Origin of the sequence: Massilia consociata (assembly GCF_042432755.1) — a bacterium.
GTDB lineage: Bacteria > Pseudomonadota > Gammaproteobacteria > Burkholderiales > Burkholderiaceae_D > Telluria > Telluria consociata.
Genome location: NZ_JBHLWP010000018.1, coordinates 66569 through 81298 on the forward strand (window position 1 = coordinate 66569; position 14730 = coordinate 81298).

Genomic DNA, 14730 nt, shown 5'->3' on the forward strand with positions numbered 1-14730 from the left:
TGGGCGGCGTATTATTTGTGCGTGCTTGCGGTGTGATGATCGGTCTTGGCTTCGGCCTTGTCGGCCTTTGCTTCGGCTTTCGCCTCGGCGGCGTCTTTTTTTGCCTCTGCCGTGTCTTTTGCCGCATCCGCTTTCGCTTCGGCAATATCTTTCTTCGCTTCGGCAGTGGCCTTCTCTACCTTGGCATCAGCCTTGGCCGTCTGCTTGGCTGCCTTGGCTTCCGCCTTCGGCTCCGTGGTGGTGGCGGGTGTCTGGGCAAACACGGACGTGGCGAACAGGCCGGCAATCAGGGTAGCAACGATTTTACGCATGTCGGATTTCCTTCTTCAGTTGAGTCAGTGGATGCTCGTCGGGATGGAAGCGGACCTTCCGCGTGTTACTGAAAGAACAACGGCAATGCAAAACGCCGGGTTGACGGTTTTTACATCTCCTTACATTTGCCGGACGGCGAACGGCAGGGTTAGCTGGCGTACAGTCGGGCCAGGCAGCCGGCTCTACACTTTCCTCAACCGATAGCCGGGGAGGTACGCCATGCCAGACGCGCTCAAACTGTACAAGGCCAAGCGCAATTTCAACATCACGTCCGAGCCTGCCGAGGGCGGGGTTGCCAGTACGGACGCGCTGACCTTCGTCATCCAGAAGCACTGGGCGACGCGCCTGCACTACGATTTCCGCTTGGAACTCGACGGGACGATGAAGAGTTGGGCGGTCCCCAAGGGGCCGAGCTACGATACCCACGACAAGCGCATGGCCGTGCATGTCGAGGACCATCCGATCGCGTATTCCGACTTCGAGGGCACGATCCCGCCCAAGCAGTATGGCGCCGGCAAGGTCATCATCTGGGACAAGGGCACCTGGACCCCGATCGGCGACCCCCACGAAGGCTACCGCAAGGGTAACCTCAAGTTCGAGATCCACGGCCACAAGATGCACGGGCGCTGGGTGCTGGTGCGGATGCGGGGGCGCAGCGACGAGCGCCAGGAGTCCTGGCTCCTGATCAAGGAAAACGACGAGTATGCCCGGCCCGCCGAGGAGTTCTCGGTGGTGGACGAACTGCCCGACAGCGTCAAGGACCTGCCGATGCCGACGCCGGGGCGTGGCAAGGTGGCGGCCCTGAAGGCCGAAGCGGCCGCCCAGGCCCAGTCCGAGGAACCGCGCAGGCCCGCGCGCAAGCGTGCTGCAGCGGTGAAGGAGACCACGAAGCCGGCCACGAAAAGCGCTGCAAAGGCATCGGCGGCACGCAAGCCGGCTGCAAAGCTTGCCAGGAAAGCCGCCGCACCGGCGGCAAAGACGGCAGGGCGTGGCAGGCCGGCGACGCCCGGCATGCCGGAAGGCGCGAAGGTCGCCGCCTTGCCCGAGGAGTTCACACCCGAGTTGGCCACGCTGGTGGACGCTCCGCCGCACAATCCGGCCGAGTGGGTGTTCGAGGTGAAGTTCGATGGCTACCGCATGCTGGCGCGCATCGAGAACGGCGCAGTCCGCCTCATCACGCGCAATGCCAACGACTGGACCGACAAGCTGCGCCCGCTCCAGGACGAGCTTGAAGCCATGGGCTTGCCGGACGGCTGGTACGACGGCGAGATCGTCGTGCACGACGAGAACGGCAAGCCGAACTTCGGGCTCCTGCAGCTGGCCTTCGACGGCATCCGCACCGCCGACATCCAGTATTTCCTGTTCGACGTGCCGTATTGCGGCGGCTACGACCTGCGCGACGTCCCGCTGGTCGAGCGCCGCGCGGTACTCGAGCGGGTCCTCAAGCGATCGAAGTCGACGTCCGACAAGGTCCGGTTCTCGGCCGAATTCGGCAACAATCCGGAGGAGCTGGTAGTGGCGGCCTGCCGCATCGGCCTGGAAGGCGTGATCGGCAAGCGCCGCGACTCACGCTACGTGTCGCGCCGTTCGCCCGAATGGATCAAGCTCAAGTGTGGCCTGCGCCAGGAATTCGTCATCGGCGGCTACACCGACCCGAAGGGCTCGCGCAAGGGAGTCGGCTCGCTGCTGCTCGGCACCTATGACCGCGAGGGCGTGCTGCGCTATGCCGGCAACGTCGGCTCGGGCTTCAACCACGCTTCGCTCAAGGACATCCGCGAGCGGCTGGAGGCGCTCGCTACCGACGAGAGCCCGTTCCCGCCGCGCGCGGTGCCGGGACGCCAGCACCACTGGGTCAAGCCGGTGCTGGTGGCAGAGGTGAGCTTCTCGGAGTGGACCAGCGCCGGTGCGGTGCGGCATCCGGTCTTCCAGGGGCTGCGCAACGACAAGCCGGCGCGCGGCATCACGCGCGAGGAACCGCGTCATATCGAGGACAGCGAGGCTCCGGAGCCGCGGGCCGGCGCCGGCGAGGACGTGGTCTCGCCGCCACCGCCGGGCCTGCACGGCAAGCTGCCGGAAAAGCTCAGGGTGACGAACCCGGACCGGGTGGTCGACCCGTCCACCGGCACCACCAAGCTGGATGTGATCCGCTACTACGCGCTGGTGGGCGAGCTGATGATGGAGCACCTGAAACGGCGCCCGCTCACACTGGTGCGCGCGCCCGCCGGCATCGGCGCCGAACTGGTGTTCCAGAAGCACGCCGACGTGAAGAAACTGCCGGGCGTGAAGCAGATGGACCGGGCGCTCGATCCGGACAACCCCCCGATGCTGGAGATCGCGAGCGTCGAAGGCATCCTGTCGGTGGCGCAGTGGAACGCGATCGAGCTGCACACCCAGAACGCGGTGGCCAGGAGCTACGAGCTGCCCGACCGGATGGTGTTCGACCTCGATCCGGGCGAAGGCGTGGAGTGGACGGCGATACGGGAAGCGGCCCAGATCGTGCGCGCCTTCCTCGAGGAACTCGGACTCCCGGCTTTCCTGAAAACGAGCGGCGGCAAGGGCCTGCACGTGGTGGTGCCGATCAAGGGCGAGTACGGGTGGGATACCGTGAAGGCGTTCTCGCAGGCGATCGTGCGCCACCTGGCGGGCACGCTGCCCGACCGCTTCGCCTTCAAGAGCGGACCGAAGAACCGCGTCGGCAAGATCTTCGCCGACTACCTGCGCAACGGGCGCGGCGCCACCACCGTGTCGGCCTGGTCGGCGCGGGCGCGGCCGGGCATGGGGATTTCAGTGCCGCTGGACTGGGAGGAACTCGTGACGCTCAAGTCGAGCACCCAGTGGACGGTGACGAACGTGCACACGCGGCTGGACCGGGGGAACGATCCATGGGCAGGCTATGCGAAGGCGGCCAAGGGCTTGACCAGGGCGATGAAGATATTGGGGTTTGATGAGTAGTTGCGTTGCCGGCAGCGCACGCCAACCCGGGTTTTCCGCCTGCGCGGGACGTCGTAATAGCCAGTGACGGTTACGACGGTTGTGCAGCTGTAGATAGTATGAGCTGACTCCGGCCACGCAAGCTGGCACGTCGTCCCCGCGCAGGCGGGGACCCAATTTCGTACCGCAGTCGCAAGCCCGACGCTCAGTCGACGTTACGCCCCAATGCCTTCAGCGAAGCGCGCACCCCACGCCCGTAATCCGGATCCGCCTTGTCGAACTGCCGCAGCTGGCGCTGCAGGATGTCCTCGTCCACTCCGCTGAGCGGCCCCGCCAGGTTGTCGCACAGGTTCTGCTTCTCCTGCTGCGTCATCAGGCGGAACAGGTTGCCGGCCTGGGTGTAATCATCCTCGTGGCCGCGGAAATCGTAGCGGCCCGCATCGCCCGTGATCGGCAGCTCCGTTTCGCCATGTCCCATGCCCAGCGCGCCGCGGCCCACCGAATCCACGGTCGCGTAATTGCGCGCCGCGCCGCCGTTGGCGATCGCCATCGCACCGTCGCGCTGCTGGTTGTGGAAGGGGCAGCGCGGCGCATTCACCGGCAGGTGCTGGTGGTTGGTGCCGACCCGGTACAGCTGGGCGTCGTGGTAGGCGAACAGGCGGCCCTGCAGCATCTTGTCCGGCGAGTAGCCCATGCCCGGCACCACGTTGGCCGGCGAAAAGGCGGCCTGCTCGACCTCCGCATGGTAATTGTCCGGGTTGCGGTTCAGTTCCAGGACGCCCACCGGCAGCATCGGGAAGTCGCCGTGCGGCCAGACCTTGGTCAGGTCGAACGGGTTCCAGCCGGTGCGCTGCTCCCAGTCGGCCAGTTGCTGGCTGCTCGCCACCTGCACCTTGACGTCCCACTGCGGGAAGTCCTTGCGTGCGATCGCGTCGAACAGGTCGCGCTGGGCGTGGTCGGGATCGCTGCCTGCCAGGCGCACGGCGTCGGTCGCGCTCAGGTTCCTGATCCCCTGGCGGGTCTTGAAATGCCACTTCACATAGAATCGTTCGCCGGCCGCGTTGACCAGGCTGTAGGTGTGGCTGCCGAAACCGTCCATGTGGCGGTAGCCGTCGGGGGTGCCGCGGCTTGAAAACAGGATCGTCACCTGGTGCAGGCTTTCCGGCGCGTTGCTCCAGAAGTCGAACATCATGTTGGCCGACTTCAGGTTGGTCTGCGGGTCGCGCTTCTGGGTGTGGATGAAGTCCGGGAACTTGATCGGGTCCTTGATGAAGAACACCGGGGTGTTGTTGCCCACCAGGTCCCAGTTGCCTTCCTCGGTATAGAAGCGCAGGGCGAAGCCGCGCGGGTCGCGTTCGGTGTCGGCGCTGCCCTTTTCGCCGCCGACGGTCGAGAAGCGCAGGAACACCGGGGTGGTCTTGCCGATTTCCGAGAACAGTTTCGCCTTGGTGAATGGGCGCAGGTCGCCGGTCACGGTGAAGCTGCCGTAGGCGCCAGAACCCTTGGCGTGGACGACGCGCTCGGGAATGCGCTCGCGGTTGAAGTGCTGCAGCTTCTCGATCAGGTGGAAGTCCTGCAGCAGCAGCGGGCCGCGCGGGCCGGCGCTGAGCGAATTCTGGTTGTCGTCGACCGGGATGCCGGAAGCGGTGGTCAGGAGGGGTTGGCTCATCAAGGATCTCCTCGTTGTGTGTAGCTTGCAATGAGGTGATTCTATGGCTGAGCTCGTAATTAACAAAGATAATTGATTTTATTGACTCAATAGTTTTTCATAATCCACTGTGAATCGGTTCTGCCGACTCGTCTTCGCGCTTGTCGGAGCGCACCGATGGCAGGCGGTCGACGGCGATCAGGCCCTCGGCCGCGGCGTGCGAAGCGGCAAAGACGCTGTCCGGCGAAAGCACCAACTGGGTGCCGGTGGCGCTGACCTCGTCGATGAGCGCGTCGAGCGCATCGATGCGCGACGGATCGGGATTGACGTTGCGGATGTAGATCATGCGTACCGCATGCGGGTGGCGGCGCACGACTTCGGTGTAGATTTCCGGGTCCTGCTCGCCGCTGTCGCCGATCAGGACGAACTGCATCCCCGGATAGAAGTCCAGGATGCGCTCGATCTGTTCCAGCTTGTGGCTGCCGTGCTGGTTGATCTTGAGGACCTTCCGCACGCTCAGTTCGCGCAGCAGCAGGGGGCCGAGCGGGATGTCCTGCAGTTTCATGAATTCGACCAGCGGGCCGTACAGGTGCCACGGACTGCTCGAGACGTAGAACAGCGGATTGTCTTCATCGCCCCCGGCGCCGTCGCGCAGCGCGCGGTAGAAGGCGGCCACGCCCTTGAAGGGCTTGCGGGTGTGGTGGTTGGTGCGCGCCAGCATCAGCGCCATGTTCAGCTTGTTGGTGACGTTGGTCCACAGCACCGTGTCGTCGATGTCGCTGATGATGCCGAAGCGCGCCGTGGCGGCCGGCACGAGGATGTCGGCGCTTGCGCGCACCGGCTGGCGGTCCGGCAGGAGGCTGTCCGGGAATTCGAGCTCGACCCGGTGCCAGCCGCTCGCCAGCACCGTGTCGACGGTGAAGTCGAACGAGAAATAGCCGCCGCGGTCCGTGAACGTTTCGTGGCTTGCCCCGCCAAAGCGGGCCAGCACGCGGGCGTGGGCTACCTGGTCGGACTCGAGGAGCCGGTAAAGGGCGACCAGGTTTTGCCAACCGCTATCGGCCTGGCTCTGTTCGCGGAAGGCATGCTCGTCCAGCAGGCGGCCCTTGAGCCAGATGCGCGTGCCGTTGCCGAAGCCCTGGTAGGGAATGGCCATCAGCCTGCGGCCGTGGTCGGAGATGCGCAGCCGGCGCAGGGTGTCGGAGGCGAGCGCCCCGGCGCTGCGCGCCAGGCGCCGGCGCAGCGAGGTGCTAGGGGTGACCGGCGCGTCGGCGCGTTGCACCTTTGTCTTGCCCGTACCGGTGCCCGTCACCAGGCCGGCAGCCGCACGCGGCGCGGCGCGCTCGACCCAGACGCTGCCGGCGTCGCTTTTCGTCAGCAGCAGGGCTTGCTGGACTTCCTGGGGCTTGCCCGGGTCGACCGCAGTGGCCATGACGTGCACGGCGGTCCCGGTTTCGCGCAGCCGGGCGATGTCGTGCTCGGAGAGCAGTCCCGGGTTGACGTAGAGGCTGGCCTTGCCGAGATCGACCCGGCGGGCGAGGTCCTCGTAGCCGGCACGGGTCAGTACGAGGAAAGGCATGGCGCTGTTCGGCATCGTCATCTGCTCCCCCTTTCCATCAACCGGACTCGTTCTTGAAGATGCCCCGGATGTTCATCGCCATCAGCGCCACCTGCAGCGTGATCAGGGCCCAGGCCTCGTCGTGGATGCCCCAGATGATCCACATGATGTTACTGAGGATGAACATGGAAAAGCCGAACACCCGCCGGTCGGCGCGCTTGGAGCCGATCAGGTAGGCGGCGTACAGGGTGACCAGCATCGCCGGCCACTGGAGGAAGTCGATGAATTCATCCATCCCTTATGCCGCCTTCCTGCGGCGCGCGGGGGCCGTCGATGGTGCGCCGGTGGACTTCGCGGCCGCTTTCTTTGCTGCCGGCTTGGCTGCGGCCCTGGTGCCGGCACGCTTGGGCGCGGCGCCGCTGGCGGCGACGCGGTCGGTACCGCGCGCAGCCGTCTTGCGGGCGCGGGGAGGAGGCGTTTCTTCCTCGTCGTCCTCCTCGGCCGCCGGCTTGCGCTTCTTCGGCGGCGGGGGCTCGTCGTCATCGTCATCGTCATCGTCGTCGGCCGTTGCCTTCGACGGCTTCTTGCCCAGGCTCGCCTGCAGCAGCGAGACCAGGTCGATGACCTTGCCGGTCTCGCGTTTCGTCTCGCTCGCCTCGGGCATCGTGATGGTCTTGGTCTGGTGCGCCTTGACCTTCTTCTCGATCAGGGCCATGACGTCTTCGCGGTAGGTGTCGTGGTACTGCTCGGGGTCCCAGTCCTCGGCCATGCCCTGGACCAGGGCCATCGCCATCTTGAGTTCCTTGTCGGTGATCGCGGCCTTCTTGTCGTCGGCGGTGGGAATCTTGAGGTCGCCCGCATCGCGGATCTCGTCGGCGTAGCGCAGCGTGTTCATCACGATGACGTCGCCCACGCAGACCAGCGCCGCCAGGTGCTGCTTGACGCGGATGACGACGCGCGCGATGCCGATCTTGCCGGCCTTGCGCAATGTTTCGCGCAGCAGCGCGTAGACCTTGTCGCCGCCCTTGCCGGGCGCCAGGTAATAGGGCTGCTCGAAGTACAGCAGCGAGACATCCTCGGCATCGACGAAGGCGAGGATGTCGATGGTCTGGGTGGCTTCGGGATTGGCGCGCCGCAGGTCCTCGTCGGACAGTACGACGTATTCGCCGCTGCTGTATTCGTAGCCCTTGACGATGTCGTCCCAGGAGACTTCCTTGCCGTTGCCCTTGTTGTAGCGCTTGAAGCCGACCGGCGAGAAATCGCGCCGGTCGAGCATGGTCAGGTCGAGCCCCTTGTTGTCGACCGCCGTATACATATCGACGGGGATGTGCACCAGCCCGAAGCTGATCGCACCCTTCCACATGCTGCGCGGCATACGCTTCTCCTGTAGTTGAGCTTATTCCCCGACCTTGCCCGTGATCGGCAGGATGACCCCGGTGATGTAGCCCGAGCAGACGGGCGAGGCCAGGAACACGTAGGCCGGCGACAGTTCCTCGGGCTGGGCCGGTCGCCCGAAGGTGGTGCTGGCGCCGAATTCCTTGATCTCCTCGGGCGACTGGTCGGCCGGGTTCAGCGGCGTCCAGACCGGGCCCGGCGCCACGCAGTTGACGCGGATGCCCTGGTCGAGCACGCTCGCCGCCAGCGACATCGTGAAGGCGTGGATCGCACCCTTGGTGGCCGAGTAGTCGAGCAGGCGCTTGGAGCCCTTCAGGCCGGTCACCGAGCCGGTATTGATGATCGAGGAGCCGCGCTTGAGGTAGGGCAGGGCGGCGCGCGCCATGTGGAAGTAGCCGTAGATGTTGGTGCGGAAGGTCTCGTCGAGGCGCTCTTCGGTGATGTCCAGCAGCGAGTGGGCATGTTCCTGGAATGCGGCGTTGTTGACCAGGATGTCCAGGCGCCCGAATTCGGCGACCACCTTCTCGACCGCGTCCTGGCAGAACGCGGCGTCCTTGACGTCGCCCGGGATGGTCACGCAGCGGCGGCCCTCGGCTTCGACGCAGCGCTTGGTTTCCTCGGCATCCTCGTCCTCGTTCAGGTACATCACGGCCACGTCGGCGCCTTCGCGTGCGAACAGCACGGCGACCGCGCGCCCGATGCCGGAGTCGGCGCCGGTAACGATGGCGCTCATGCCTTCGAGCTTGCCGCTGCCCTTGTAGTGCTCGGCCATGAACTTCGGCTTGAGTTCCATCTGGGCCTCGATGCCCGGCTTGGCGAGGTGCTGCTGCGGCATCGGCGGCACCGGCTCATTGATGCCGGTCTGCGCGGCCTCGTTGCTTTCCGCCTTCTGCATGCTGCCGTCCTTCTGGTCCTGGCGGCTCTGGATTGCCTTCTGCTTGTTCGCCACATCGTCCTGCTGAGTCATCGCACTCTCCCATGTTCGGTCAATCGACCGGGAGAGTATTCACCGCTGGCCTGCATTGCGACGGTGCGCTCCCACACATTCACAGACAATTCCGCGCTATCCGGGCCGGCGGCTTTATGGCAAACTTGGCATCGTTTTGTCGCATATTACTTATCAGGGAGAAAATGGATGGCCCAGCAGGAAGGCGTGCGCGCGCTGCATACCGGTCTGTTCGTGAACCCGGTCGGGCAGCGCCGGACCGCGTTCCGGCAGGCCTGCGCCGACCTGTTCGGCAGCCTGCGCGTGGCCGACGGCGCACACGCCGCCACATGCCCGCCGGGCGAGCCGCCCGCCGACCTGCTGGTGCTCGACCTCGAACGCTTCGAGCCCGGCATCGACCTGCCGGCGCTGGGCGAGCTGGTGGCGCAGCGCGCGGGCCGGCCCGTGCTGGCCTTGTGCCCGTTCACGGCCGCGCGCTGGCTTCCCGCCTTGATGGCCTACGGCCCGGTCGATTACCTGATCGGCCCCCTGTCGCCGCAGGAGATCCGCCACGCGCTTGCCGCCCGTCTGGCCGGCGGCCCGGCGCCGGCCGCGGCGCCGCAGGAAGCCGCGCCGGCCGAGCTGGCCGACCTTGCCGCCCTGCTGGCGGTATGCAGCAGCGCGCAGGGAGCGCTGGCCGAGGCGGACGACGGCATGTGCTTCGCCGAGCACCTGTGCGCCGCGCTGCTGCGCTGGCCCGGCGTGCTGCATGGGGCGATGTTCCGGCTGCACGACGGCGCCGACCTGCGCCTGGAAGCGCAGGCCGGTTCGCTGCCGGAAGGGCAGGGACTGGACCTGGCCGGCCTGCTGCGGCGCGGCGACCGCCTGCTGCAGTCGCCGCTGCGCCATGCCTTTCCGGGCCTGCTGGCGGCGGCCAGCGGCGAGATGGTGCTGCTCGATGCGCCCGGCAAGGCGGGCGAGCCGGAACTGGCGCAGGCACTGGGCGCGCACGGCGTGGAAATGGTGCTGGGCTTGCCGGTTCCGGCCCTTGGCCCCGGCGCGCCGCGCGGCTCCCTGTGCCTGCTGTTCGGCCATGCGCGCCCATTCTCGCGCGCGCAGTTCGCGGCCTTCGACGACCTGGCGCGGCTGGCCGCATTCGGCCTGCGCATGGCGGAGCTGTCGCGCGAGAACGAAACGCTGCTGGGCCGCGTCACGCAACTGGCCGCCACCGATGCACTGACGGGTGTCGCCAACCGCCGCCACGGCGAAGCCTTGCTGGAGCAGGAAGTCAGGCGGGCGCGCCGCTACCGCCTGCCGCTGGCCCTGGTTTCCTTCGACATCGACCGCTTCCGCAACATCAACGATGCCTTCGGCCACCCGGTCGGCGACGTGGTGCTGCGCAGCGTCGCCGATACCGCCCGGGCGCTGCTGCGCTCGAGCGACGTGCTGGTGCGATCGGGAGGAGAGGAGTTCCAGGTCATCGCACCGCACACGAGCGCCATCGACGCCCTCAGGATGGCCGAGAAACTGCGCGCGGCCATCGAGCAGGCCGACATCCCGGGCTGCGACCACGTGACGGTCAGCCTCGGCGTGGCCCAGCTCGGCGAGGCCGAGAGCGCCGATTCGCTCGCGGTGCGCACCATTGCCGCCATGGCGCGCGCCAAACGTGCCGGCCGCAATTGTGTCGAGCTGGCCATGCAGTGAGAGCGCTTTGTGATAGGCTAGCATTTTTCTCTTAGGCAACACCCTCATGTTTCCCTGGTTGCAGCACTACCGGCGCGCCATGCTGCCAGGCGACATCAGCGCCGGCATCGTCGTGGCGATGATGATGATCCCGCAAGGCATGGCCTACGCGCTGGTGGCCGGGCTGCCGCCGGTGGCCGGGATCTACGCCAGCATCGTGCCGCCGCTGCTGTATGCGGTGTTCGGCACCAGCAGCACGCAGTCGGTGGGACCGATGGCGATCATTTCCTTGATGACGGCATCGGCGCTGGCCCCGCTCGCCAGCCCCGGCAGCGCGCTGTACGGGGTGCTGGCCGCCCAGCTCGCGCTGCTGTCCGGCGCGGTGCTGCTGGTGTGCGGGCTGCTGCGCATCGGTTTCCTCGCGAATTTCTTCTCGCGCCCGGTCATGAGCGGCTTCACCATCGGGTCGGCCATCCTGATCGCCTGGGGACAGGTGCCGCCGCTGCTCGGCGGTCTGCCCGATCTGCACGGCCCGAGCGCGGCGCTCGGCCTGGGCGCGCTCGCCTTGCTGCTATGGGCACGGCAGTTCATGGCCGGCAGCCTGCGCCGGCTCGGCATGCCGCCGGTTGCGGCCGACATCGGCAGCAAGCTCGCTCCGATGCTGGTCGTGCTGGGGGCACTGGCGCTGGTCCCGGCGCTTGGCCTGGACGCGCGCGGCGTCGCCATCACCGGCACCGTTCCGGCCGGGCTGCCGGGCCTGAACCTCGCGACTTCCAGCGGCCACTGGCAGGCGCTGCTGCAGCCGGCGCTGCTCATCGGTTTCATGATTTTCCTGATCAGCATGTCGGGCGCGCAGACGCTGGCGCTCAAGCGCGGCGAGAAGCTGGGCAGCAACCGCGAGCTGGTGGGCCTGGGCGCGGCCAACCTCGGCAGCGCGCTGTCGGGCGGCTTCCCGGTTACCGGCAGCATCTCGCGCTCGGCGGTGAATTTCTCCGCCGGTGCGAACAGCCAACTTGCGAGCATCATCACGGCGGCGCTGCTGGCCGTGGCGCTGGTGGCGCCCACCGGCTGGCTGGCGCTGCTGCCGCTGCCGGTGCTGGCCGCGACCATCATCGTCGCGGTGCTGGGCATGCTCGACCTGTCCACCCTGCGCACCGCCTGGCGCTACGACCGTGCCGATGCGGCAGCGCTGCTGGCAACCGCGGCCGGCGTGCTGGCGCTCGGCGTGGAAGCGGGAGTGGTGGTGGGCGTGGCGCTGTCGATGGGCGCCCTGATCTGGCGCGCCAGCCGCCCGCATATCGCGGTGCTGGGCCGCATCCCCGGCAGCGAGCATTTCCGCAACGTGGAGCGCTATGCGACCGAAACCGCGCCGGGCCTCCTGATGCTGCGCGTCGACGCCGGCCTGTTCTTCGGCAACGTCGAGGCGGTGAACGAAAGGATCGAGGACGAACTGGCGGCCCATCCGGACACGCGCCACCTGGTGCTGGTGTTGTCGGCGGTGAACGCCATCGACACCTCGGCGCTGTTCGGGCTCGGCGAACTGAACGCCTCGCTGCGCCAGCGCGGGGTGCTGCTGCACCTGGCCGAGGTGAAAGGGCCGGTGATGGACCGCCTCCGGCACAGCGAACTGCTGCAGGCGCTCAACGGGCGGCTGTTCCTGAGTGCGGCGATGGCCTGGGACGAACTGGCCTGATCGTGGCCGGGCCCGTGCCGCGCTCAGGCGCGGCGGCGCTGCGGCTCGGCCGGGTTGCGCGGGGGCGCCAGCTTGATCGGCGCCGCGTGCTGCGGGTAGCGGGCCTGGCGGCCCTCGTAGACCGCGGCGATCGCGGCCATGTCCTTGTCGGTGTCGCCGCTCAGGACGAGCGTATCGACGACGCTGAGCACCTTGGCGCCGTAGTCGATGTAGACCAGCAACAGCGGCACCTTGGCCGTCATCGCCAGGTGGTAGAAGCCGCTTTTCCAGTGCGGGCGGTAGCCGCGGGTGCCTTCCGGCGTGATCCCGATCCAGCACCATTTCTCGGCCAGCATGTTCTGGGCCAGCTGGCGCGTGGCGCCCATCGACGCGCGGCGGTCGACAGCGATGCCGCCCCAGTAGCGCATCACGGCGCCCATCGGCCCGCGGAACAGCGAATCCTTGGCCAGAAAGCGGAACTTGAGGCCGACTGCCCACTTGCCAAGCAGCCCGATCGGGAAGTCCCAGTTCGAGGTGTGCGGATAGACGACGGCGATGCCATGCGGCCCCGGGAGCGGCTTGAAGCGCAGCTGCCAGCCGGCCAGGTTCAGCAGGCGCAGCGCGGTGCGCTGGCCCCAGGTGGGAAGTGCTGCGGGGCGCAGCAGGTAGTCGCTCATCGTATCTCCGTCGCTGTACTGGGCGCCCGACAAGCTTCCCTTGATTGCTGGGGAAGTGCCCGACGCCGTAGATCTTATTTTTCGGCAGCTTTTGTATCTGGGAAGAAAAATAAGCGACGAATTCTATAGCGAGGCAAGGGGCCGAACAAGCAAAAATGCTGGTGCCGGGCATGTGCTGTGGTTATCATGCCGCTGACGCATTGACAACATCGCGACAACATCGCGACAACCCTTGGCCCTGTTCTTATCAGATGGATATCACGATTTACCACAACCCGCGCTGCGGGACCTCGCGCAACACCCTCGCGGCGATCCGCGAGGCCGGCCACGAGCCCCATATTGTCGAGTACCTGGAAACGCCACCCTCGCGAGCCCGACTGCAGCAGATGATCGCGGACTCCGGCTTGTCGGTGCGCGAGGCGGTGCGCAGCAAGGAGGCCTTGTTCGCGGAACTCGGCCTGGATGCGCCCGGCATCGGCGACGACGCGTTGCTGGACGCCATGGCGGCGCATCCGGTCCTGATCAACCGTCCTTTCGTCGCGACCCCGAAGGGGGTACGCCTGTGCCGGCCGTTCGAGCTGGTACGCGAGATTCTCTAGGCCTGGCTGCACAGGAGAACTCCTCGTGCATGCACATCGGCGGTGTCGGTTGGCAGCTTCCTTCCCGTTAGGCGTCAGGTCGCTACCTCGCCATGGGTATCGGGCGTTTGCGGCCCACGCCAGTGTCATCGCCAACGCCGTCATGCCGGCGGCGTCCTTGCCTGCGTGCGAGCCGAGCCACGATGGTGGATCCGGAATTGAGCGAGTACTGGCAAACGGATGCTGCCCATATAAGAAACATGCTGGCGACCGCAGTCAGGCATGGAACGCTGGATCGATGCCGATTTGAACAGGTGTGCTCCTGGGAGCGTTGGAGCCAAATGAACGTGAAGCGCTCGCCATCGGGTTCGAATGAGTCATCTGCGAGCCGAGGGATGTTGTACACGTGACGGCGGCAATCGGCCCAGCCTGTGTAAAAACTGATCAGCTGGATCCGTAAGCCGAATTGTACGGCTCACGGCCTATCCAGAAGCCTATGGAAGTACCGTAGTCTTGGCCAAGCCGGTTTCCAGTCCTCGGCACGACCAGCAGCAAGAACGCTCCAAACAGCCCGGTTTGCGGCAAAAAACGGGCGTATGCCCTGATCGCCGCCAGCATTCCCTGCATGCCAAGCAGCGTGAGCAAACGACTGAAGTTGTAGGCCAGCACATGCAGGCTCATTTCGCTCTTCACACGCTCCAGGCCTCTTGTTAGAAAGTGCGTGGATCCCATCCATGCCTTGATCGTGGCATAGGGGTGCTCGACAGTCGAACGCCGTATGCGCATGGCGTCGGGCGTCTGTTCAAGGCGCGCCTGCATGTCGTCGAGCACGTTTTGATGTTCCCAGCGCGTCACACGCCGCTGCGCGCTCGGCGTGCACCTGTCCTTGAGCGCGCAACCCTTGCAGTTCGAGCTCCAGTAGCGGTGATTCGTCATGCCTTTCTCGACGCTGGCAAATCGCCAGATCAAGGCTTCGCCGGCCGGGCAGCGATACTCGTTCTTTTCGGGATCGTAGATGAAGTCGGCCTTGTCGAACCGGCCATCGGCCTTGGCCCCGGAAGTCTTCGTAGGCGGCACCAAAGCACGTATGCCCGCCTCATGACAGGCGAGAATTTCCTCGCCCTTGAAGTAGCCTCGGTCGGCAATCGCTGTCAACGTCGTCGTACCGATCGCTGTGCGCGCCTTCTTGGCCATGCCGGACAATTGATCGCGATCGCTGCCATTGTTGGTAACCTCGTGCTCGACGATCAAATGGTGTTTGGCGTCGACCGCGGTGTGCACGTTATAGCCCACGATGCCTGAACCCCGCGTCATCATCGAGCGCGCGTCTGGATCGGTGAGCGAGATCTGC

General features: G+C 66.4%; 11 protein-coding genes and 1 pseudogene. 4 read left to right on the forward strand and 8 right to left on the reverse strand.

Annotation, left to right across the window (positions count from 1 at the left end):
* Positions 1 to 11: 11 nt before the first annotated feature.
* On the reverse strand, positions 12 to 311 hold the full coding sequence (locus ACFFJK_RS19445) for a hypothetical protein (RefSeq protein WP_379681322.1): 300 nt from the start codon (positions 309 to 311) through the stop codon (positions 12 to 14).
* Between the two features lie 220 nt (positions 312 to 531).
* On the opposite strand from ACFFJK_RS19445, the gene ligD reads away from it, so the two are divergent.
* Positions 532 to 3264 (forward strand): DNA ligase D, encoded by a 2733-nt coding sequence (gene ligD, locus ACFFJK_RS19450; RefSeq protein WP_379681323.1) that lies wholly within the window; start codon positions 532 to 534, stop codon positions 3262 to 3264.
* A 184-nt stretch (positions 3265 to 3448) separates the two neighbouring features.
* On the opposite strand, the gene ACFFJK_RS19455 is transcribed toward ligD, so the two are convergent.
* The 5 genes from ACFFJK_RS19455 to ACFFJK_RS19475 all read right to left on the reverse strand — a co-directional run bounded on the left by ACFFJK_RS19455 (position 3449) and on the right by ACFFJK_RS19475 (position 8811).
* Positions 3449 to 4912, reverse strand: a complete 1464-nt coding sequence (locus ACFFJK_RS19455) for a catalase (RefSeq protein WP_379681324.1) — start codon at positions 4910 to 4912, stop codon at positions 3449 to 3451.
* 97 nt (positions 4913 to 5009) lie between these two features.
* The gene (locus ACFFJK_RS19460) at positions 5010 to 6491 is read right to left on the reverse strand and encodes an App1 family protein phosphatidate phosphatase (RefSeq protein WP_379681326.1); all 1482 of its coding nucleotides are present in this window, start codon (positions 6489 to 6491) and stop codon (positions 5010 to 5012) included.
* Between the two features lie 16 nt (positions 6492 to 6507).
* On the reverse strand, positions 6508 to 6744 hold the full coding sequence (locus tag ACFFJK_RS19465; RefSeq protein ID WP_379681327.1) for a hypothetical protein: 237 nt from the start codon (positions 6742 to 6744) through the stop codon (positions 6508 to 6510).
* Positions 6745 to 6747: 3 nt separating this feature from the next.
* Entirely contained in the window at positions 6748 to 7824 is a 1077-nt protein-coding gene (gene ku, locus ACFFJK_RS19470; protein WP_379681328.1) for a non-homologous end joining protein Ku, read from the reverse strand.
* A 21-nt stretch (positions 7825 to 7845) separates the two neighbouring features.
* Positions 7846 to 8811 (reverse strand): SDR family oxidoreductase, encoded by a 966-nt coding sequence (locus ACFFJK_RS19475; protein ID WP_379681329.1) that lies wholly within the window; start codon positions 8809 to 8811, stop codon positions 7846 to 7848.
* A 168-nt stretch (positions 8812 to 8979) separates the two neighbouring features.
* Here ACFFJK_RS19475 and ACFFJK_RS19480 point away from each other — a divergent pair, with 168 nt between their 5' ends.
* The gene (locus tag ACFFJK_RS19480; protein ID WP_379681330.1) at positions 8980 to 10473 is read left to right on the forward strand and encodes a GGDEF domain-containing protein; all 1494 of its coding nucleotides are present in this window, start codon (positions 8980 to 8982) and stop codon (positions 10471 to 10473) included.
* 46 nt (positions 10474 to 10519) lie between these two features.
* Positions 10520 to 12145, forward strand: a complete 1626-nt coding sequence (locus ACFFJK_RS19485) for a SulP family inorganic anion transporter (protein WP_379681331.1) — start codon at positions 10520 to 10522, stop codon at positions 12143 to 12145.
* A 23-nt stretch (positions 12146 to 12168) separates the two neighbouring features.
* On the opposite strand, the gene ACFFJK_RS19490 is transcribed toward ACFFJK_RS19485, so the two are convergent.
* Positions 12169 to 12801 (reverse strand): 1-acyl-sn-glycerol-3-phosphate acyltransferase, encoded by a 633-nt coding sequence (locus ACFFJK_RS19490; protein WP_379681333.1) that lies wholly within the window; start codon positions 12799 to 12801, stop codon positions 12169 to 12171.
* A 251-nt stretch (positions 12802 to 13052) separates the two neighbouring features.
* Between ACFFJK_RS19490 and arsC the strand changes: the two genes are divergently transcribed.
* Complete coding sequence (arsC, locus tag ACFFJK_RS19495) at positions 13053 to 13400, forward strand: arsenate reductase (glutaredoxin) (protein ID WP_379681334.1); 348 nt, start codon at positions 13053 to 13055, stop codon at positions 13398 to 13400.
* Positions 13401 to 13976: 576 nt separating this feature from the next.
* Here the strand turns inward: arsC and ACFFJK_RS19500 are convergent.
* Positions 13977 to 14730, reverse strand: a pseudogene (locus tag ACFFJK_RS19500) (transposase); the annotation flags it as partial.

Excerpts from the sequence above, each read along its gene's own strand:
- ACFFJK_RS19445 (WP_379681322.1), bottom strand. The coding sequence starts at position 311 with ATGCGTAAAATCGTTGCTACCCTGATTGCCGGCCTGTTCGCCACGTCC.
- ligD (WP_379681323.1), top strand. The coding sequence starts at position 532 with ATGCCAGACGCGCTCAAACTGTACAAGGCCAAGCGCAATTTCAACATC.
- ACFFJK_RS19455 (WP_379681324.1), bottom strand. The coding sequence starts at position 4,912 with ATGAGCCAACCCCTCCTGACCACCGCTTCCGGCATCCCGGTCGACGAC.
- ACFFJK_RS19460 (WP_379681326.1), bottom strand. The coding sequence starts at position 6,491 with ATGACGATGCCGAACAGCGCCATGCCTTTCCTCGTACTGACCCGTGCC.
- ACFFJK_RS19465 (WP_379681327.1), bottom strand. The coding sequence starts at position 6,744 with ATGGATGAATTCATCGACTTCCTCCAGTGGCCGGCGATGCTGGTCACC.
- ku (WP_379681328.1), bottom strand. The coding sequence starts at position 7,824 with ATGCCGCGCAGCATGTGGAAGGGTGCGATCAGCTTCGGGCTGGTGCAC.
- ACFFJK_RS19475 (WP_379681329.1), bottom strand. The coding sequence starts at position 8,811 with ATGACTCAGCAGGACGATGTGGCGAACAAGCAGAAGGCAATCCAGAGC.
- ACFFJK_RS19480 (WP_379681330.1), top strand. The coding sequence starts at position 8,980 with ATGGCCCAGCAGGAAGGCGTGCGCGCGCTGCATACCGGTCTGTTCGTG.
- ACFFJK_RS19485 (WP_379681331.1), top strand. The coding sequence starts at position 10,520 with ATGTTTCCCTGGTTGCAGCACTACCGGCGCGCCATGCTGCCAGGCGAC.
- ACFFJK_RS19490 (WP_379681333.1), bottom strand. The coding sequence starts at position 12,801 with ATGAGCGACTACCTGCTGCGCCCCGCAGCACTTCCCACCTGGGGCCAG.
- arsC (WP_379681334.1), top strand. The coding sequence starts at position 13,053 with ATGGATATCACGATTTACCACAACCCGCGCTGCGGGACCTCGCGCAAC.